The 16,634-nt window shown below is 69.2% G+C and carries 14 protein-coding genes; 7 read left to right on the forward strand and 7 right to left on the reverse strand.

From position 1 onward, the window contains the following. Positions 1 to 74 precede the first annotated feature (74 nt). Positions 75 to 1,106 (forward strand): sugar-transfer associated ATP-grasp domain-containing protein, encoded by a 1,032-nt coding sequence (locus Q0568_RS08100; protein ID WP_298865060.1) that lies wholly within the window; start codon positions 75 to 77, stop codon positions 1,104 to 1,106. A gap of 39 nt (positions 1,107 to 1,145) precedes the next feature. On the opposite strand, the gene murJ is transcribed toward Q0568_RS08100, so the two are convergent. The 4 genes from murJ to Q0568_RS08120 form a co-directional block, all read right to left on the reverse strand. Further along, the gene (murJ, locus tag Q0568_RS08105; protein ID WP_298865063.1) at positions 1,146 to 2,732 is read right to left on the reverse strand and encodes a murein biosynthesis integral membrane protein MurJ; all 1,587 of its coding nucleotides are present in this window, start codon (positions 2,730 to 2,732) and stop codon (positions 1,146 to 1,148) included. Positions 2,733 to 2,750: 18 nt separating this feature from the next. After that, positions 2,751 to 3,446 carry a coenzyme F420-0:L-glutamate ligase gene (locus tag Q0568_RS08110; protein WP_298865066.1) on the reverse strand — a complete coding sequence of 232 codons (696 nt, stop codon included), beginning with the start codon at positions 3,444 to 3,446 and terminating at the stop codon, positions 2,751 to 2,753. Then, positions 3,446 to 4,714 carry an RNA polymerase sigma factor gene (locus Q0568_RS08115; protein ID WP_298865069.1) on the reverse strand — a complete coding sequence of 423 codons (1,269 nt, stop codon included), beginning with the start codon at positions 4,712 to 4,714 and terminating at the stop codon, positions 3,446 to 3,448. The genes Q0568_RS08110 and Q0568_RS08115 overlap by 1 nt, the downstream gene beginning before the upstream one ends. A gap of 165 nt (positions 4,715 to 4,879) precedes the next feature. Further along, positions 4,880 to 5,809, reverse strand: a complete 930-nt coding sequence (locus tag Q0568_RS08120; protein WP_298865097.1) for a proteasome assembly chaperone family protein — start codon at positions 5,807 to 5,809, stop codon at positions 4,880 to 4,882. Positions 5,810 to 5,917: 108 nt separating this feature from the next. Between Q0568_RS08120 and Q0568_RS08125 the strand changes: the two genes are divergently transcribed. The 3 genes from Q0568_RS08125 to sucB all read left to right on the forward strand — a co-directional run bounded on the left by Q0568_RS08125 (position 5,918) and on the right by sucB (position 10,614). Further along, a complete protein-coding gene (locus Q0568_RS08125) occupies positions 5,918 to 7,393 on the forward strand; it encodes a leucyl aminopeptidase (protein WP_298865100.1) in 1,476 nt (491 codons plus the stop codon). Next, the gene (gene lpdA / locus Q0568_RS08130) at positions 7,393 to 8,766 is read left to right on the forward strand and encodes a dihydrolipoyl dehydrogenase (protein ID WP_298865103.1); all 1,374 of its coding nucleotides are present in this window, start codon (positions 7,393 to 7,395) and stop codon (positions 8,764 to 8,766) included. Before Q0568_RS08125 ends, lpdA begins: the two co-directional genes overlap by 1 nt. 66 nt (positions 8,767 to 8,832) lie before the next feature. Then, positions 8,833 to 10,614, forward strand: coding sequence for a 2-oxoglutarate dehydrogenase, E2 component, dihydrolipoamide succinyltransferase (gene sucB, locus Q0568_RS08135; RefSeq protein WP_298865106.1), 1,782 nt, complete (start codon positions 8,833 to 8,835; stop codon positions 10,612 to 10,614). 6 nt (positions 10,615 to 10,620) lie between these two features. Here the strand turns inward: sucB and Q0568_RS08140 are convergent, their stop codons facing one another. Beyond that, on the reverse strand, positions 10,621 to 11,976 hold the full coding sequence (locus Q0568_RS08140; RefSeq protein ID WP_298865110.1) for a hypothetical protein: 1,356 nt from the start codon (positions 11,974 to 11,976) through the stop codon (positions 10,621 to 10,623). Positions 11,977 to 12,092: 116 nt separating this feature from the next. On the opposite strand from Q0568_RS08140, the gene Q0568_RS08145 reads away from it, so the two are divergent. Then, positions 12,093 to 12,806 (forward strand): DUF4191 family protein, encoded by a 714-nt coding sequence (locus tag Q0568_RS08145; RefSeq protein ID WP_298865113.1) that lies wholly within the window; start codon positions 12,093 to 12,095, stop codon positions 12,804 to 12,806. Positions 12,807 to 12,862: 56 nt separating this feature from the next. On the opposite strand, the gene Q0568_RS08150 is transcribed toward Q0568_RS08145, so the two are convergent. Then, positions 12,863 to 14,050 carry a RimK family alpha-L-glutamate ligase gene (locus Q0568_RS08150; RefSeq protein WP_298865115.1) on the reverse strand — a complete coding sequence of 396 codons (1,188 nt, stop codon included), beginning with the start codon at positions 14,048 to 14,050 and terminating at the stop codon, positions 12,863 to 12,865. A 25-nt stretch (positions 14,051 to 14,075) separates the two neighbouring features. On the opposite strand from Q0568_RS08150, the gene Q0568_RS08155 reads away from it, so the two are divergent. Next, positions 14,076 to 14,555 (forward strand): ATP-dependent zinc protease, encoded by a 480-nt coding sequence (locus Q0568_RS08155; RefSeq protein WP_298865118.1) that lies wholly within the window; start codon positions 14,076 to 14,078, stop codon positions 14,553 to 14,555. 44 nt (positions 14,556 to 14,599) lie between these two features. On the opposite strand, the gene Q0568_RS08160 is transcribed toward Q0568_RS08155, so the two are convergent. After that, on the reverse strand, positions 14,600 to 15,016 hold the full coding sequence (locus Q0568_RS08160) for an RDD family protein (protein ID WP_298865120.1): 417 nt from the start codon (positions 15,014 to 15,016) through the stop codon (positions 14,600 to 14,602). Between the two features lie 118 nt (positions 15,017 to 15,134). On the opposite strand from Q0568_RS08160, the gene glnA reads away from it, so the two are divergent. Further along, complete coding sequence (gene glnA / locus Q0568_RS08165) at positions 15,135 to 16,559, forward strand: type I glutamate--ammonia ligase (protein WP_298865123.1); 1,425 nt, start codon at positions 15,135 to 15,137, stop codon at positions 16,557 to 16,559. Positions 16,560 to 16,634 lie beyond the last annotated feature (75 nt).

Genomic DNA, 16,634 nt, shown 5'->3' on the forward strand with positions numbered 1-16,634 from the left:
ACGGGTGGGACCGTCTCATAGTAGTGGCTCCGCCCCGGAGAACCCCGGGAACACGGGTCTGTTAGCCTGGTTCGGTGGATCAGAAGCGTTTGCGCATCCGGTACCTCTTCGACCGGGCTCGGCGTCTGAATCCGACTCAGCTCCTCGAGCTCGCCCACCAGGTGAAGAGGATCTCGAAGGCCCCGGTACCCGTCATCATCGGCGACATGCTGTGGTGCTCGGTGCGCTACGAGATGGGCTTCCGCGACTACGTCGTGTGGGACATCCGGATGCTGAAGGCGGCCGAGCGGCGCACCTGGATGACGCATCCGAAGGCGTTCCGTCTGAACAAGACGCTCAACGCACCCGAGGCCAGGCAGCTGCTGCAGGACAAGAAGCAGTTCCTGATCGACTTCGCCGACCTCACGCACCGCGAGTGGATCGATGCGGCCACCGCCACGGATGACGAGACCCGCGACTTCCTCAGCCGGCATCCGCGAGTGATCGCCAAGCCCGCCGCCGGCGAGGGCGGGGCCGGCATTTCCATCTACGAGTCCGCCGAGATCACGGACGTCGCCGCCTGGCGCGCCGAGCTCGTCGCGAACGATCAGACGCTCCTGGAGCAGGTGCTCGCGCAGCACGACGACCTGAACGCCGTCTACCCCGACAGCGTGAACACCGTGCGCATGATCACCTATCGCGACCCGCACGGCGAGCTGCACGTGATCGCCTCGGTGCTGCGCATCGGCAACGGCGCCGTCATCGACAACTTCGCCTCGGGCGGCATGTTCACCATGCTCGACGACGAGGGCGTGGCACTGTACCCGGCCGTGGACAAGCAGTCCAACATCTACCGCGAGCACCCGAGGACCGGCATGACCATCAAGGGCATCCGCGTGCCGTTCTTCGACCGCGTGGTCGAGATGGTGACGGAGGCCTCCACGCGGCTGCCCACCGTCCCGTACGTGGGCTGGGACATCGCGATCACCCCGGAGGGTCCGGCGCTCATCGAGGCGAACCACAACTCCAGCGTGTTCCAGATGAAGCCCTCGGCGTCCGGCATCCGCACCGGTCTGCTGCACCGCTACCGCGACGCCATCGGCGCTGACATCGTCGACAAGCGCTGAGGCCGCCGGCGCCGCGTCGACGTGCGCCGACCGGCCGACTCAGCCGCGTCGGCGCACGGCATCCAGCGCGATGCGCAGCTCGGGGACCCGCAGCACCGCCAGCAGCGCCGCGTACACGACCGCCACGACGGCGCCGATCACGCACGAGCCCACGGCACCCATCAGCTGACTGTTCAGCATCCAGCCCTGCGCGCCGCCGGACAGCAGGTACACGCCGTAGCCGGCGAGCCCTGCCGGGATCGCCGCGACCGCGAAGCGCAGCAGCGCCAGCCACGTCGGCATCAGTCCGAGCGGCCCGAGCTTGCGACGCAAGAGGATCGTGGCGAGCACGGTCTGCAGGATGCCCGCGCACGACTGCACGAGCGCGACCACCGCCGCCATCCAGGCCAGCGGGGTGGTGAACGAGACCACGATCGTGCCGGTCAGCACCAGCACGGCCTGCACGATCGTGAACACGAACGGGGTGCGGGCGTCGCCGTAGGCGTAGAACGTGCGCTGCACGATGAACAGCACTGCCATCGGAATCAGGCTCACCAGGTACGCCAGCAGCACCGGCGCGGTGATCACGGCATCCGCTGCGGAACTGCTGAACACCCGGGTGGCGGCGACAGACGCTGCGGCTACCGCGGCGGTGCCCGCCATCACCAGCACCCCCAGCACGCGGATGGACTGGCCGATGTCGTCCCGCACGTGATCGTGGCGCTCCGCCGAGGCATGCTCGCTGAGGCGGGTGAAGTACGGGGTGCCGATGGCCAGGATGATCACCGAGTACGGGACCATGTACACCAGCCAGGCCAGCCCCGATGCCTGCACGGAGGGGTGGTCGCCGGATGCGGCGGTGACGACGGAGGACTGCACGATGCCGACCAGCTGGCCGAGCAGAGTGGTCATCAGGGTCCACGTGGCGAGCCGGCCCAGCGTGCCCAGGCCCATGCCGCGCCAGTGGAAGTCCAGTCGCAGCGGGATCCCCACTCGACGCCAGAAGAACAGCAGCACGATGGTCTGCGCGACGATGCCGAGGGTCGCCGTGCCGGCGAACAGCGCGATCATCTCCGGAGTCCACTCCGAGGCGATGCGCCGGTCGCCGCCGAACATCATCATGAACGCCAGGAAGCCGACGATGGAGACGATGTTGTTGCTGATGGGCGCCCACGCGTAGGGGCCGAACACGCGCCTGGCATTGAGGATCTCCCCCAGCAGCGCGAACATGCCGTAGAAGAAGAGCTGCGGGATGCACCAGTACGCGAATGCCACGGCCAGCGTGTACTGCGCTCCCTGGTAGTGCGGTGCGTACAGCGAGACCAGGGCCGGGGCCGCGAACACGGCGACGACCGTGACACCGCCGACGAGAATCATGCCCATCGTCAGCAGCTTCGCGAGGAACGCGTGCCCGCCGTCCTTCTGCGCGCTGGCACGCACCACCTGCGGCACGATCACGCCGGTCAGCAGGCCTGCCGATATCACCTGGTAGATGGCGTTCGGCAGCTGGTTGGCGGTCGCGAATGCGTCGGTCGCCTGACCGATGCTGCCGACGGCGGCGACCAGGACGGTCGCGCGCAGCAGCCCCGTGATCCGCGAGGTGAGCGTCCCTGCGGCGATCAGCGCGCTGGCGCGACCGAGTCCCATGCGTCCGATCCGCTGCCGTCAGGCTGTGCGGATGATCCCCAGCGGGGTGGACTCGTGGCCCTGACCCAGCGGGTTGTCCTTGAGGATGCGCACCAGGCGCGCCTCACCGGCACGATCGAGTGTGGAGCCCAGGATGTTGCCGCCGATGTCGTTGATGTCCACGACGGCCACGTCGGCCTTGACCTCCAGCAGACCCTGCAGGTGCTCGGCGACCTGCGCGGGCTTCTCCGGGCCCAGCACCACGGCCGTGTTGTACGGCGGAATGGTGTGCTTCGTGGGTCCGTCGATGGAGCGGGCACGGTAGCCCGCCACTCGGTAGAAGTCACCGCGACGGCCGAACAGCTTGGTCACGGCCGAGACGGCCGCAGCCAGCAGGATGCGCGGCGTGCCGCACTCGCGCAGCGCCATCTCCATGGTCTCGGGCATGCCCAGGCCGATGCCGTAGGTGGTGCGCGTGACGTACTTCGACAGGAACCGCGCCAGCCCCCGCGGCTCGATCTCGTCGATCTGGAACGAGCGCCCCTGCGTGATCGCGACGATCTTCTCGGTCACGAACAGCAGGTCGCCCTGCTGCAGCTGCCCGGCGGTGAACTGCCGCACGACGGCGTCCAGGTCATCGCCCGGCATCACCACTGTGGTGCGGATCGGGATGCGCTGGTACGAGACGCCGTCGACGTCGACGCTGAGGGCCTTGCCCTTGTTCGCCTCCGCCATCACTCGAGGTAGTCCCGCAGCGACTGCGAACGGCTGGGGTGCCGCAGCTTGGCCATGGTCTTGGACTCGATCTGGCGGATGCGCTCGCGCGTGACGCCGAAGGTGTCGCCGATCTGGTCGAGCGTCTTGGGCTGGCCGTCGCCCAGGCCGAAGCGCATCCGGATGACTCCGGCCTCGCGCTCGGACAGGGAGTCCAGCAGCTGCTCCAGCTGACGCTGGAGCATGGTGAAGCCCACGGCGTCGGCCGGGACCACGGCCTCGGTGTCCTCGATGAGGTCGCCGAACTCGCTGTCGCCGTCCTCGCCGAGCGGGGTGTGCAGCGAGATGGGCTCGCGGCCGTACTTCTGCACCTCGACGACCTTCTCGGGCGTCATGTCCAGCTCGCGGGAGAGCTCCTCGGGCGTGGGCTCGCGGCCCAGGTCCTGCAGCATCTGCCGCTGCACGCGAGCGAGCTTGTTGATGACCTCGACCATGTGCACCGGGATGCGGATGGTGCGCGCCTGGTCGGCCATGGCGCGGGTGATGGCCTGGCGGATCCACCAGGTGGCGTAGGTGGAGAACTTGAAGCCCTTGGTGTAGTCGAACTTCTCGACCGCGCGGATCAGGCCCAGATTGCCCTCCTGGATGAGATCCAGGAACTGCATGCCGCGACCGGTGTAGCGCTTGGCGAGCGAGACGACCAGACGCAGGTTGGCGCCCAGCAGGTGACTCTTGGCACGCTGGCCATCGCGGGCGACCCACTGCAGGTCGAGGCCCAGCTGGCTGGACTTCTCGGCCGCGGCCATGCCCGACAGCTTCTCCTCGGCGAAGAGCCCCGCTTCGATGCGCATCGCGAGCTCGACCTCTTCGGCCGCGTTCAGCAGTGCGACCTTTCCGATCTGCTTCAGGTAGTCCTTGACCGGGTCGGCGGTGGCGCCGGTGATCTGCGCCGAGTAGACCGGTGCGTCGTCCTCGTCCTTGGAGGAGATGACGATGGCACCGGTGGGCAGAGCCTCGGTGAAGACGGGCTTCTTCTCGCCGTCCTCCTCCTCGGCTTCGGCGGTGTCGACGGCCTCGTCGTCGATCTCGGGGGTGTCGGCCTTCTTGCGGGAAGCGCGCTTGGCGGGAGTCTTCTTCGCCGGGGCCTTCTTGGCGGGAGCCTTCTTGGCTGCGGCCTTCTTCGCGGGGGCGGCCTCAGCGGCGGCATCCGCGGTCTCGACGACCTCGACCTCTTCGGCAGCGGTCTTCTTGGCGGTCGTCCGGGTCTTCTTCGTGGTGGCAGGGGTCACGTTTCGCCTTTCATGGAGCGGTGCACGCGCTCCGGGCCTTTTCGGACACTAGTAAGACCCTTGTCAAGCCCGATCACGAGAATCGGTGCTTGACAACGGGTCAGACGACCATTATCACACACATGAGAGCGGCCGACGTCCTCCACCATGCACAGGCGCGTCGCGTCAGCTGTGCTTGTCGTCGTCGCCGGTGCGGCGATCGGCGAGATAGCGCTCCAGTTCGGCCGCCAGCTCGTCGGCGCTGGGCAGATCGCGCTCATCGAACGAGGCATCCGCCTCGCCGTCGTCCTCTCGGCCGGCCATGTACGCGTCGTACCGGCGCTCGAGGGTGTGCACCATGTTGGTGAGCTCCTCGTTGCCCCGCACCTGCTCCTCGACGCGGGCGTGGTACTCCTCGCGGCTCTGGTGCACCTCGTCCATGCGCAGCACGAGTCCGGTGGCGACCATCAGCCGGTCGGCGGCGGTGATCACGGTGTCGGGGTACTCGGTGTCGGCCAGGTAGTGCGGCACCAGCAGCACGAATCCCGCCACGCGGATGTCGTGCTGGATCAGCCGGTACTCCAGCAGGTGCCCGGCCGTGGCGGGGACCTGCGTGCGAGGCCGCCACACCGAATGCGCGGCGATCAGCTCGCGGCGGTTGCCGCTGACGGTCGTGCCCAGCGGCCGGGTGTGCGGCACCGGCATGGCGATCGAATGGATCCACGACACCGAGGCGACCTGGAAACCCTCCGCGAAGCTGACCACGGCATCCGTGAACGCGTTCCAGGCGAAATCCGGCTCGTAGCCGGCCAGCAGCAGGAACTTCTGTCCCAGCGCGTCGTGCGCGAGCGAGAGCTCTAGCCGCGCGGGGCGGAACTCGGTGAGATGGTCCTGGTCGAACACGATGACCGGACGGCGGGCGCGGTAGTCCAGCAGCACGTCGTTGTCGAAGGAGATGAGCGGCTGCGGGGAGGTGGTGTCCTGCAGGTGGTCGATCAGCCCCGACACGGCGTTGCCGGCGTCGGTGAAGCCCGTGAGCAGGATGACCAGGGGAAGGCCGGTGGGCACATCGGGTGCTCCGGCGATCGACTCGTACAGCGGCGCGGAGAAGGGCATGGGTCAATGCTACGAGCAGGGGGCGTCATGCGGCCCCGCTCATGCTGACAGCGAACACGGCCCCGAGGGTGTCCGCGGCGCCGGGCGGGCGATCCCTAGGATGGAGTCATGACGCTTCCCGCGATCTCGCACACCACCGATCCGTTCCCAGGAATCGCTGCAGACGCCGCAGTGCTCGTCATCCCCGACCCCGCCACCGCCCACGAGGCGCTGGACGGATACCCGGGACTGTCCGCCGCCCTCGAGGGCATCGGATACAAGGGCACCGCGTCGGCAAGCACGCGCGTCCACGTTCCCGAGGTCAGCGACCGGCCGTTCGCCGTCGTCAGCGCCGGGTCCGCCCCGACCGCCGAGAGCGTACGGGATGCCGTGGCCACCGCCGTGCGCACGCTGACCGGCTTCGCCACGGTCTCGATCGGCTTCGCACCGGGCCTGGAGCAGTTCGCGGATGCCGCCGCCGAGGGCGCCCTGCTGGGCGGCTACCGCTTCGACGACTACCGTTCCGAGAAGAAGCCGCAGCGCGCGGATTCCGTGGTGCTGCACGCGCCCGCGATCGGTGAGCACGCGCTGGACGATGCCCGCATCGTGGCGGACGCCGTCGCGCTGGTCAAGGACCTGGTCAACATCCCCGCCGAGTGGCAGAGTCCGGCGCAGCTGGCACAGTCGGCGGCGGATGCCGTGTCCGGCACTCCCGTCGAGGTGGAGATCCTCGACGAGGCTCAGCTCTCCAAGCAGGGCTTCGGCGGCATCCTGGGCGTCGGGCGCGGTTCGGACCGCCCTCCGCGCCTGGTGCGCCTGAGCTACTCCCCTGCGAACGCCGTGCGCCACATCGCGCTGGTCGGCAAGGGCATCACCTTCGACACCGGCGGGCTCTCGCTGAAGCCGCCGACGGGCATGGTCGGCATGAAGTTCGACATGGCCGGGTCTGCCACCGTGCTGGCCACCACCCGCGCCATCGCGCAGCTGGGCCTGCCCGTGCGCGTCACCGCCTGGATGTGCATCGCCGACAACATGCCCTCCGGCCACGCCACGCGTCCCGGCGACGTGCTGCGGATGCTGGACGGCCAGACCGTCGAGGTGCTGAACACCGACGCCGAGGGGCGTCTGGTCATGGCCGACGGCCTGGTCGCCGCCAGCCGCGAGCAGCCTGACGTCATCTTCGATGTCGCCACGCTCACCGGCGCCATCATCACCGCCCTCGGCATGCGCCACACCGGCGTGATGGGCGAGGAGCAGGCGGTGGCCGAGTACCTGGTCGCGGCCGAGACCGTCGGCGAGCCGGCCTGGCCGCTGCCGCTGCCGGAGTACATGGAGGACCTGCTCGAGTCGCAGATCGCCGACATGATCAACTCCAACATGGGCGACCGCTCCGGCGGCTCGCTGTTCGCAGGCCTCTTCCTGCAGCGTTTCGTCGGCCGCACCTCGGATGCCGCCGACGCGCCCCGCATCCCGTGGGTGCACCTGGACATCGCCGGCTCCGCCGAGCACAAGGGCTCGCCGTACGGATTCACGGAGAAGGGCCCCACGGGGGCCGCTGTCCGCTCCCTCATCGCTTTCGCCCGCGCATCCGTCAAGGAGGCATGATGTCCGTGCACGAGTTCGATGTCGTCATCCTCGGCGGCGGCAGCGGCGGCTACGCCGCGGCGCTGCGCGCCAGCGAGCTGGGCAAGAAGGTCGCCCTGATCGAGAAGGACAAGGTCGGGGGCACCTGCCTGCACCGCGGCTGCATCCCCACGAAGGCGCTGCTGCACGCGGCCGAGGTCGCCGATCACGTGCGCGGCGCGGCATCCGTCGGCATCACCGCCACGCTCGACGCGATCGATGCGGCGGGGGTCACCGCCTACCGCGAGAACATCGTCGCCAAGAAGTTCAAGGGCCTGGAGGGGCTCATCAAGGCCCGCGGCATCACGGTGGTGGCGGGCGAGGGTCATCTCGAGAAGGACCGCTCGATCACGGTCGGCGAGGACCGCTACGTCGGCGCCGACGTGGTGCTGGCCACCGGCTCGTACAGCCGCACCCTGCCGGGCCTGGAGATCGGCGGACGGATCCTCACCAGCGAGCAGGCGCTCGAGCTGGGCGAGATCCCCTCCAAGGTGATCATCCTGGGCGGCGGTGTCATCGGCGTGGAGTTCGCCAGCGTCTGGCACTCCTTCGGCGCCGACGTCACCATCGTCGAGGCTCTGCCGCATCTGGTGCCCAACGAGGACATCACGCTCAGCAAGGGCCTGGAGCGCGCGTTCCGCCGCAAGGGCATCGCCTACAACCTGGGCACGCGGTTCCAGACCGCCGAGCAGGACGAGAACCAGGTCACCGTCACGCTCGAGGACGGCAAGACGTTCAGCGCCGACTACCTGCTGGTCGCCGTCGGCCGCGGTCCCGCCACCGCGGACCTCGGCTTCGAGGAGGCGGGGCTCACGATCGAGCGCGGCTTCGTGATCGTCGACCCGCAGCTGCGCACGGGCGTGCCCGGCCTGTGGGCCGTCGGCGACATCGTGCCAGGACTGCAGCTCGCGCACCGCGGGTTCCTGCAGGGCATCGCCGTCGCCGAGCGCATCGCCGGCATGGACGTCGCTCCGCTCCCTGAGACGCAGATCCCGCGTGTCACGTACTGCAGCCCGGAGGTGGCATCCGTCGGCATCACCGAGGCGGCCGCCGTCGCCGAGCACGGAGCGGATGCCGTCGTCTCCTACGAGTACAACCTCGCGGGCAACGGCAAGAGCGAGATCATCGGCACGGCGGGCACCGTCAAGGTCGTCCGCCGCAAGGACGGCCCCATCCTGGGCGTGCATCTGCTCGGCGACCGCGTCGGCGAACTGATCACCGAGGGACAGCTGGCCGTCTCGTGGGAGGCGCACCCGGAGGACATCGCTCCCCTGATCCACGCGCATCCCACCCAGAGCGAGGCCTTGGGCGAGGCGTTCCTCGCACTGGCCGGAAAACCGCTCCACGCACTCTGAACCGCACAACAGGGCGCCCGGGTCACTAAGCTTGGGGCGTCACAGATTTCTGAAGGAGACTCCGTCATGAGCACACCCGTGGTCCTTCCCGCACTCGGGGAGAGTGTCACCGAGGGTACGGTCACCCGCTGGCTGAAACAGGTCGGCGAAACAGTGCAGGCGGATGAGGGCCTGCTCGAGATCTCGACCGACAAGGTCGACACCGAGATCCCCTCCCCCGTCAGCGGCGTCATCGAGGAGATCCTCGTGGCCGAGGACGAGACCGTCGAGGTCGGCGCGCTGCTGGCCCGCATCGGCGACGGCAGCGGGGCGGCTGCGGCCGCCGACGCGCCGGCCGCCGCAGAGCCGGCCGCCGAGGCCGCTCCCGCACCTGAGGCCGCGCCTGCACCCGAGGCGGCCCCTGCTGCCCCCGCGGAGCCGGCCCCCGCTGCCGCCGCACCGGCCGCTGCTCCCGCAGCCTCCGGCGACGCCACGGATGTCACCCTCCCCGAGCTCGGCGAGAGCGTCACCGAGGGCACCGTCACCCGCTGGCTGAAGGCCGTGGGCGACGACGTGGCCGTCGACGAGGCCCTGCTGGAGATCTCGACCGACAAGGTCGACACCGAGATCCCGTCGCCCGCCGCGGGCACCCTGCTGGAGATCCTGGCCGGCGAGGACGAGACGGTCGCCGTCGGCGCCGTGCTCGCCCGCATCGGCTCCGGTGCTCCGGCGGCAGCGGCTCCGGCCGCCGAGGCTCCTGCCGCTCCCGCGCCTGCTGCCCCCGCAGCTCCCGAGCCGGCTCCTGCTGCCGCTCCGGCTCCTGCTGCCGCTCCGGCTCCTGCTGCCGCTCCGGCTCCTGCCGCTGCTGAGGCACCCGCTGCTCCTGCCGCAGCCGCACCGGCTGCTGCCCCGGCTCCGGCCGCACCTGCACCCGCCCCCGCGGCTCCGGCCGCCGAGGCATCCGACTCGCTGTACGTCACCCCGCTGGTGCGCCGCCTGGCCTCCCAGCAGGGCATCGACCTGGCCACGGTCAAGGGCAGCGGCGTCGGCGGACGCATCCGCAAGGAGGATGTGCTGAAGGCCGCCGAGGCCAAGGCACAGGCTCCTTCCGCTCCCGCAGCCGCACCGGCCGCTGCTCCGCTCGAGGTCTCGCCGCTGCGCGGCACGACGCAGAAGATGTCGCGTCTGCGCAAGGTCGTCGCCGAGCGCGCCGTGGCGTCGATGCAGCAGACCGCTCAGCTGACGACCTTCGTCGAGGTGGACGTGACGGCCCTGGCCGCCTACCGCTCCGCGAAGAAGGACGAGTTCCTGCAGAAGACGGGCGACAAGCTCTCCTTCCTGCCGTTCTTCACGCTGGCGGCCGCCGAGGCGCTGCAGGCCTACCCGATCATCAACTCGACGGTCGACGGCGACAGCATCGTCTACCCGGCCACGGAGAACATCTCGATCGCGGTGGACACCGAGCGCGGCCTGCTCACGCCGGTCGTGCGCGATGCGGCGTCGAAGAACATCGCGCAGATCGCGCACGACATCGCCGATCTCGCCGCCCGCACCCGCGACAACAAGCTGAAGCCCGATGAGCTGGCCGGCGGCACCTTCACGGTGACCAACACCGGCTCACGCGGCGCGATGTTCGACACGCCGCTGGTGTTCCTGCCGCAGTCCGCGATCCTCGGCACCGGTGTCGTGTTCAAGCGCCCGGGCGTGGTGACCGTCGACGGCGTCGACGCGATCTCGGTCCGCTCGTACGTGTGGCTCGCCATCTCGTACGACCACCGCATCATCGACGGTGCGGACGCAGCCCGCTTCCTCGGGGCGATCAAGAACCGCCTGGAGGCCGCGGACTTCGCAGCAGTCCTCGGAGCCTGAGTCCGCTCAGCCCTCACCGGATGGCTGGTCGGCGACGTCATACACGTCGCGGACCAGCCATCCGTCTTTCCCCTGCACCATCACCAGCATCTGCTCGCCCTGCGACGCGGTTCGCGCCACGCGGATGACCGCCACATCGCCGTAATCCTCGATGAGCGAGGTCGCACGCTCCACGGCGTCAGCCCCCAGCCGCTCCAGCACGGCCGCTCCTGCGCCGTCGACCACGGCAGCCGCACACGCGGCATCCTCGTGCTTGCGGCACCCGTCGACGACCGACAGCAGTCGCGACGCCTCGCGCGCCAGTTCACTCCCGTCGGATTCCGGTTCCTCCGGCACAGCGGAAGTCTCGACCGCAGGCGTCTCGGCCGTCGGCACCGCAGTCGCGGTCGCGGCGGGTGAAGCGGTGCGCTCGGCGGCGACCGCGTGGGGACCCGCCGGTTCCTCCTCCGCGCTCGGCCACAGCATCCCGCCCGTCAGCACCAGCGCGGCCGTCCCGACGCCGATCAGCAGCATCCGCCTGCGCTGCGGACGTGCGGCATGGTCCTGCGCCGTCCCGCTCCCGCCCGCCGGATGCCGGGTGCCTCGCAGCAGTCGCCTCGGAACACGATCGCGCCCCCAGTCCGCCAGCACCGTGCAGCGCTCCCGCGCGCGCTCCCACAGCCCGGGGCTCTCCTCACCTGCTCCGAGGTCGCGCGCCAGCACAGCGTGATGCACGGGGATGTCTCGCACCCGCTCCGGGGCATGCACTTCGCGCTCCAGAGCCCGAGGCGCCGCCAACTCCGTGAGCTCGCCCTCCCACTCCCCGATCGCCTGCGTCACCGCACGGTGATCCGCCAGTCCTGCCTCGATGCGCCCCAGCACGCGCTCCAGGGCACGATCGCCGCAGCCCGCCCGCACCGACTCGACCAGCGCGGCAGCGGACGCCGTGCACGATGCCCCCTCACCGGGCGCGAACAGCGGACGAGCACGATCGTCCAGCCACCAGCGGCCGGTGACCGGGTGACCGCCCGCCTCGACCACGCCTCTCAGCAGGCTGCCGACGAGGGTGACGATCTCCCCCGGCACCAGTGCGCTCCCCGCCGCGGTGCGCCGCGCGAGGAACACGTCGACCGGCTCCACGCACCACGGCAGCAGCGCGTGCTGACCTGCTGCACCCGCCAGCAGATCACGCACGCCCGCGATGTGCTCGGCGCCGGCGAACTCCCACAGCGCGGGATCCAGCGTCCCCGCGTCCATGCTCACCCGCTGGCGCTCGCCGTCTGTCACCAGGGCGCCGATGAACGGCGACTCCGTCCCATCCAGTCTCCGCACGGCGCGATGCGCACCGGGGACCAGTTCCCTCGTCTCGACCATGTCCACCATGACAGCGCATCCGCCACCCGCGCACGGGCGGAATAACAGCGGTGGTGGACAACTCGTTGCGATTCGCAGATTGTGCAGGGAGAATGTGCCCGTCAGGCTTCGGTAGGCTGGTGGGCATGGCAAAAAAGGCATCCGCTCCGGAGAAGCGTCCCAATTTCTTCTCCCAGATCCGTTCACTCTTCCGGTTCACCCGTGAGGTGTACGGGTGGCTCCCGTGGGCGCAGGCGGCCATCCTCGTCGGCGGCGTGCTGATCGGTCTCATCGTCGGGTTCCTGCTGGGCGGCGACGGCGCCGTCCTCTCGCTGATCCTGTGGGGCGTCACCGGTCTGATGTTCGGCGTGCTCGGCGCCATGTTCCTCATGACGCGCCTGTCCACCAAGGCCATGTACGCCAAGATCGACGGGATGCCGGGTGCCAGCGGCCACGTGATGAGCACGAGCCTGGGCCGCAGCTGGCAGTCCTCGGACACTCCTGTCGGCATCAACCCGAAGACCCAGGAGGCCGTCTACCGTGCCGTGGGCCGCGGCGGCATCGTCGTGGTCGGAGAGGGCAGCAGGGGCCGGCTGACCCGCCTGGTGAACGAGGAGCGCCAGAAGGCGCAGCGCGTGGCGAACGGCGTGCCCGTGACCGTGTTCTACGTCGGTCACGGCGAGGACGAAGTGCAGATCTCCGAGCTCGCGAAGGCCATCAAGAAGGTGCCGAAGGCCATCGACAAGGCCACCATGGGCGCCGTGATCCGTCGTCTCGACTCCGTCTCGCAGTCGCTGTCGTCGTTGCCGATCCCGAAGGGCATCGACCCGACGAAGGTGCGCGCGCAGCGTCCGCGCTGATCTGTGGCATCCGCCGTGCGAAACGGCTCCCGTCCTCAGACGGGAGCCGTTCTCGTTCACTCCCCCAGCGGCGCCTTCGGCAGCCTGCGCACGCGCGGGCGGCGCCGGCGCTTCTCCGGGATCATGGTGCGCATCTCGTCGAGCCTGCCGAAGCACAGCAGGCGGTCCTCCGCCTCCAGGACCACGTGCTTGCGCGGGTTGGGGATGACGCTGGTGCCGCGGTGCAGCGTGAGCACCGTGATGTCGCGGTCCCACAGGCCCAGGTCGCCGAGCTTCTGGCCGACCTGCTCGGCTCCCGTGTGGACCATCAGCTCGGCCACGCCGTAGCCGGTGGAGACGCTCAGGCGCTGGCGCACGTCGATGTCGGGGAACGCCACCTGGCCGGCGATGTAGTCGATGATGGCGCCTGCCACGTCGAGCTTGGTGGCCGCCTCGATGCCCTGCAGGCCCGGCGAGGAGTTGACCTCCATCACCAGCGGGCCGTCGTCGCTCTCCAGCATGTCCACGCCCGCCACGCGCAGCCCCATGATCTGGGCGGAGCGCACGGCTGTCTGCTCGTAGATCGGGTCGATGGCCACCGGCTCCACGCGCCCGCCGCGGTGCACGTTCGAGCGGAACTCGTCTCCGTCCGCGACACGGCGCATGGCGGCCACGACACGGTCGCCGACCACCAGCGCGCGGATGTCGCGCCCCCGGCTCTCCGCGATGAACTTCTGGATCAGCACGTTCTGCTTCGTGGAGTGCAGGGTCTCGATGATGGCCTCGGCCACCTTCACCTGCGGCGCGAGGATCACGCCGATGCCCTGCGTGCCCTCGAGCAGCTTGATGACCACCGGGGCACCGCCGACCCGCTCGATGGCGGGGCGCACGTCGGCGCGGTTGCGCACGAACGCCGTGGGCGGCATCGCGATGTTGTGCCGAGACAGGATCTGGTTGGCGCGCAGCTTGTCGCGCGCGTTGGAGATGCCTGCCGCCGTGTTGGGCGTGTACACCTCCATCTGCTCGAACTGGCGCACGACCGCCGTGCCGAAGTACGTGATCGAGTTGCCGATGCGCGGCAGGATCGCGTCGTAGTCGCTGAGTTGCTTGCCGCGGAAGAACAGGTCAGGCGCGTCGGCGGTCAGGTCGATCGCGAAGCGCAGCGTGTTGAGCACTTTGACGTTGTGCCCGCGCTGCTGCGCTGCTGCCCGCAGACGCTGCGTGGAGTACGACTGCGGTGCCCGCGAGAGAACGGCGATCTTCACAGATGTTTCCTGCCAGGATGTAGGGGTGACTCGGTCCTCTCATTCAAACACGTCCACGGGGTGGCGCGAGTGGGTGTCGCTGCCCGAGCTCGGCGTGGACTGGATCAAGGCCAAGATCGACACGGGCGCCCGCACCTCGTCGCTGCACGCCTTCGACATCGAGGAGTTCCGCCGCGACGGCGAGGACTGGGTGCGTTTCGCGGTGCGGCCGTGGCAGGAGAGCCAGGCGGATGCCGTGACGCACGAGTGCCCGGTGCACGACCGCCGCGCGGTGCGCAGCTCGTCGGGGCACGCCGAGGACCGTCTCGTGGTCATGCTGCGGATGCGGCTGGTGGGCCAGGACGTGCACGGCGAGGTCACGCTGACCAACCGCGACGAGATGGGCTTCCGGATGCTGATCGGCAGGCAGGTGCTGCGCCGAGGCTTCATCGTGGACCCGGCGAAGTCGTTCCTCGGCGGCCGCGCGCCCAGGGAGGCCCGCCGCCGCAACCGCGGGCGGAGCTGACTCAGGCCCGACGGGGTCGCTGAGCCTGTCGAAGCGTCGAAGCGTCAGGCCCGGATGAGCACGGTGCCTGCGGCCTTGTCATGCAGGCCGCGCTGATCGGCATCCCAGATCACGGCGGGGATCACGACGATCAGCAGCAGAGTGCGCACGATGGGGCGCCAGAGGCCCACCCAGCCGCCGCCGAAGCGCACGACGCGCATTCCCAGCATCCGATGCCCCGGGCTGCCGCCGGCGGTGGGGATGAAGACGATCTGCAGCACGGCGAACACCATCATCGGCGCGAACTGACGCCAGCCGGCCTCGGAGGGCAGCGCGAACTGGTCGTAGCCGAAGAAGCCGATGGCGATGATCGTGGCGGCCAGGTAATCGATGAGCAGCGCGCCGATCCGGCGACCGGGGCGGGCGATGCTGCGAGGCCCTGTGGCGGGCAGACCGAGGCGTTCCCCGGGGTAGTCGTTCACCCTCCCAGCCTATCGAGCATGCGTAACATGCCCGAAACACGAGCGACACGGCTGGGAAACTCCCACTGCATAACCTGCGTAAGGTTGATCCAACCGAGAGCCGATACAGGAGTCGTCCATGTTCACAGAGCCCGCAGAGGTCCTTCGCTTCATCGAGGAGAACGACGTCAAGTTCCTCGACATCCGTTTCACCGATCTTCCGGGGGTGCAGCAGCACTTCAACATCCCCGCCTCGACGGTCGATGAGGACTTCTTCCGCGACGGGCAGCTGTTCGACGGCTCCTCGATCCGCGGGTTCGCGTCGATCCACGAGTCCGACATGCAGCTGATCCCCGATGTGACGACCGCGTACGTCGACCCGTTCCGCATCGAGAAGACGCTCATCATGCTCTTCGACATCTACAACCCGCGCACCGGCGAGATCTATTCGAAGGACCCGCGCCAGGTCGCCAAGAAGGCCGAGAAGTACCTGGCCTCCACCGGCATCGCCGACACCGCGTTCTTCGCCCCCGAGGCCGAGTTCTACATCTTCGACGATGTGCGCTACGAGGTCAACGGCCGGCACAGCTTCTACTCCGTGGACTCCGAGGAGGCCGCGTGGAACTCCGGCCGCAAGGAGGAGGGCGGCAACCTCGGCAACAAGACGCCGTTCAAGGGCGGCTACTTCCCCGTGGCGCCTGTCGACAAGCAGGCCGACATCCGCGACGACATGTGCCTGCGGCTGGGCGCCGCAGGTCTGATCCTGGAGCGCGCGCACCACGAGGTGGGCACCGGCGGCCAGGCGGAGATCAACTACCGCTTCGACACCATGGTCCGCGCGGCCGATGACGTGCTGAAGTTCAAGTACATCGTCAAGAACACCGCGGAGGACTGGGGCAAGACGGTCACGTTCATGCCGAAGCCGCTGTTCGGCGACAACGGCTCGGGCATGCACACCCACCAGTCGCTGTGGCTCGACGGCAAGCCGCTGTTCTTCGACGAGGCCGGCTACGGCCAGCTCAGCGACATCGCACGCTGGTACATCGGCGGCCTGCTCAAGCACGCCGACGCCGTCCTGGCGTTCACGAACCCCACGCTGAACAGCTACCACCGCCTGGTGAAGCACTTCGAGGCGCCTGTCAACCTGGCCTACTCGGCCGGCAACCGCTCGGCCGCCATCCGCATCCCGCTGACCGGCTCCAACCCCAAGGCCAAGCGCATCGAGTTCCGCGTGCCGGATGCCTCCGGCAACCCGTACCTGGGCTTCGCCGCGCAGCTGATGGCGGGCCTGGACGGCATCAAGAACCGCATCGAGCCGCTGGAGCCCATCGACAAGGACCTGTACGAGCTCCCGCCGGAGGAGGCCGCGAACATCCCGCAGGTGCCGAACTCCCTGCTGGACTCCCTGGAGGCGCTGCGCGCCGATCACGCCTTCCTGCTCGAGGGCGGCGTGTTCACCGAGGAGCTCATCCAGACCTGGATCCAGTACAAGTACGACCACGAGATCCTGCCGATGGCACAGCGCCCGCACCCCTACGAGTACGAGCTGTACTTCGGGGTCTGATTCCGGGAGGCCCTCAGAGCCACACTTCCGGTTCTTGAGACCAGCAATTCACTGAGCCCCAGGCGGCAGATGCCG

Source organism: uncultured Microbacterium sp. (assembly GCF_937927635.1).
Taxonomy (GTDB): domain Bacteria; phylum Actinomycetota; class Actinomycetes; order Actinomycetales; family Microbacteriaceae; genus Microbacterium.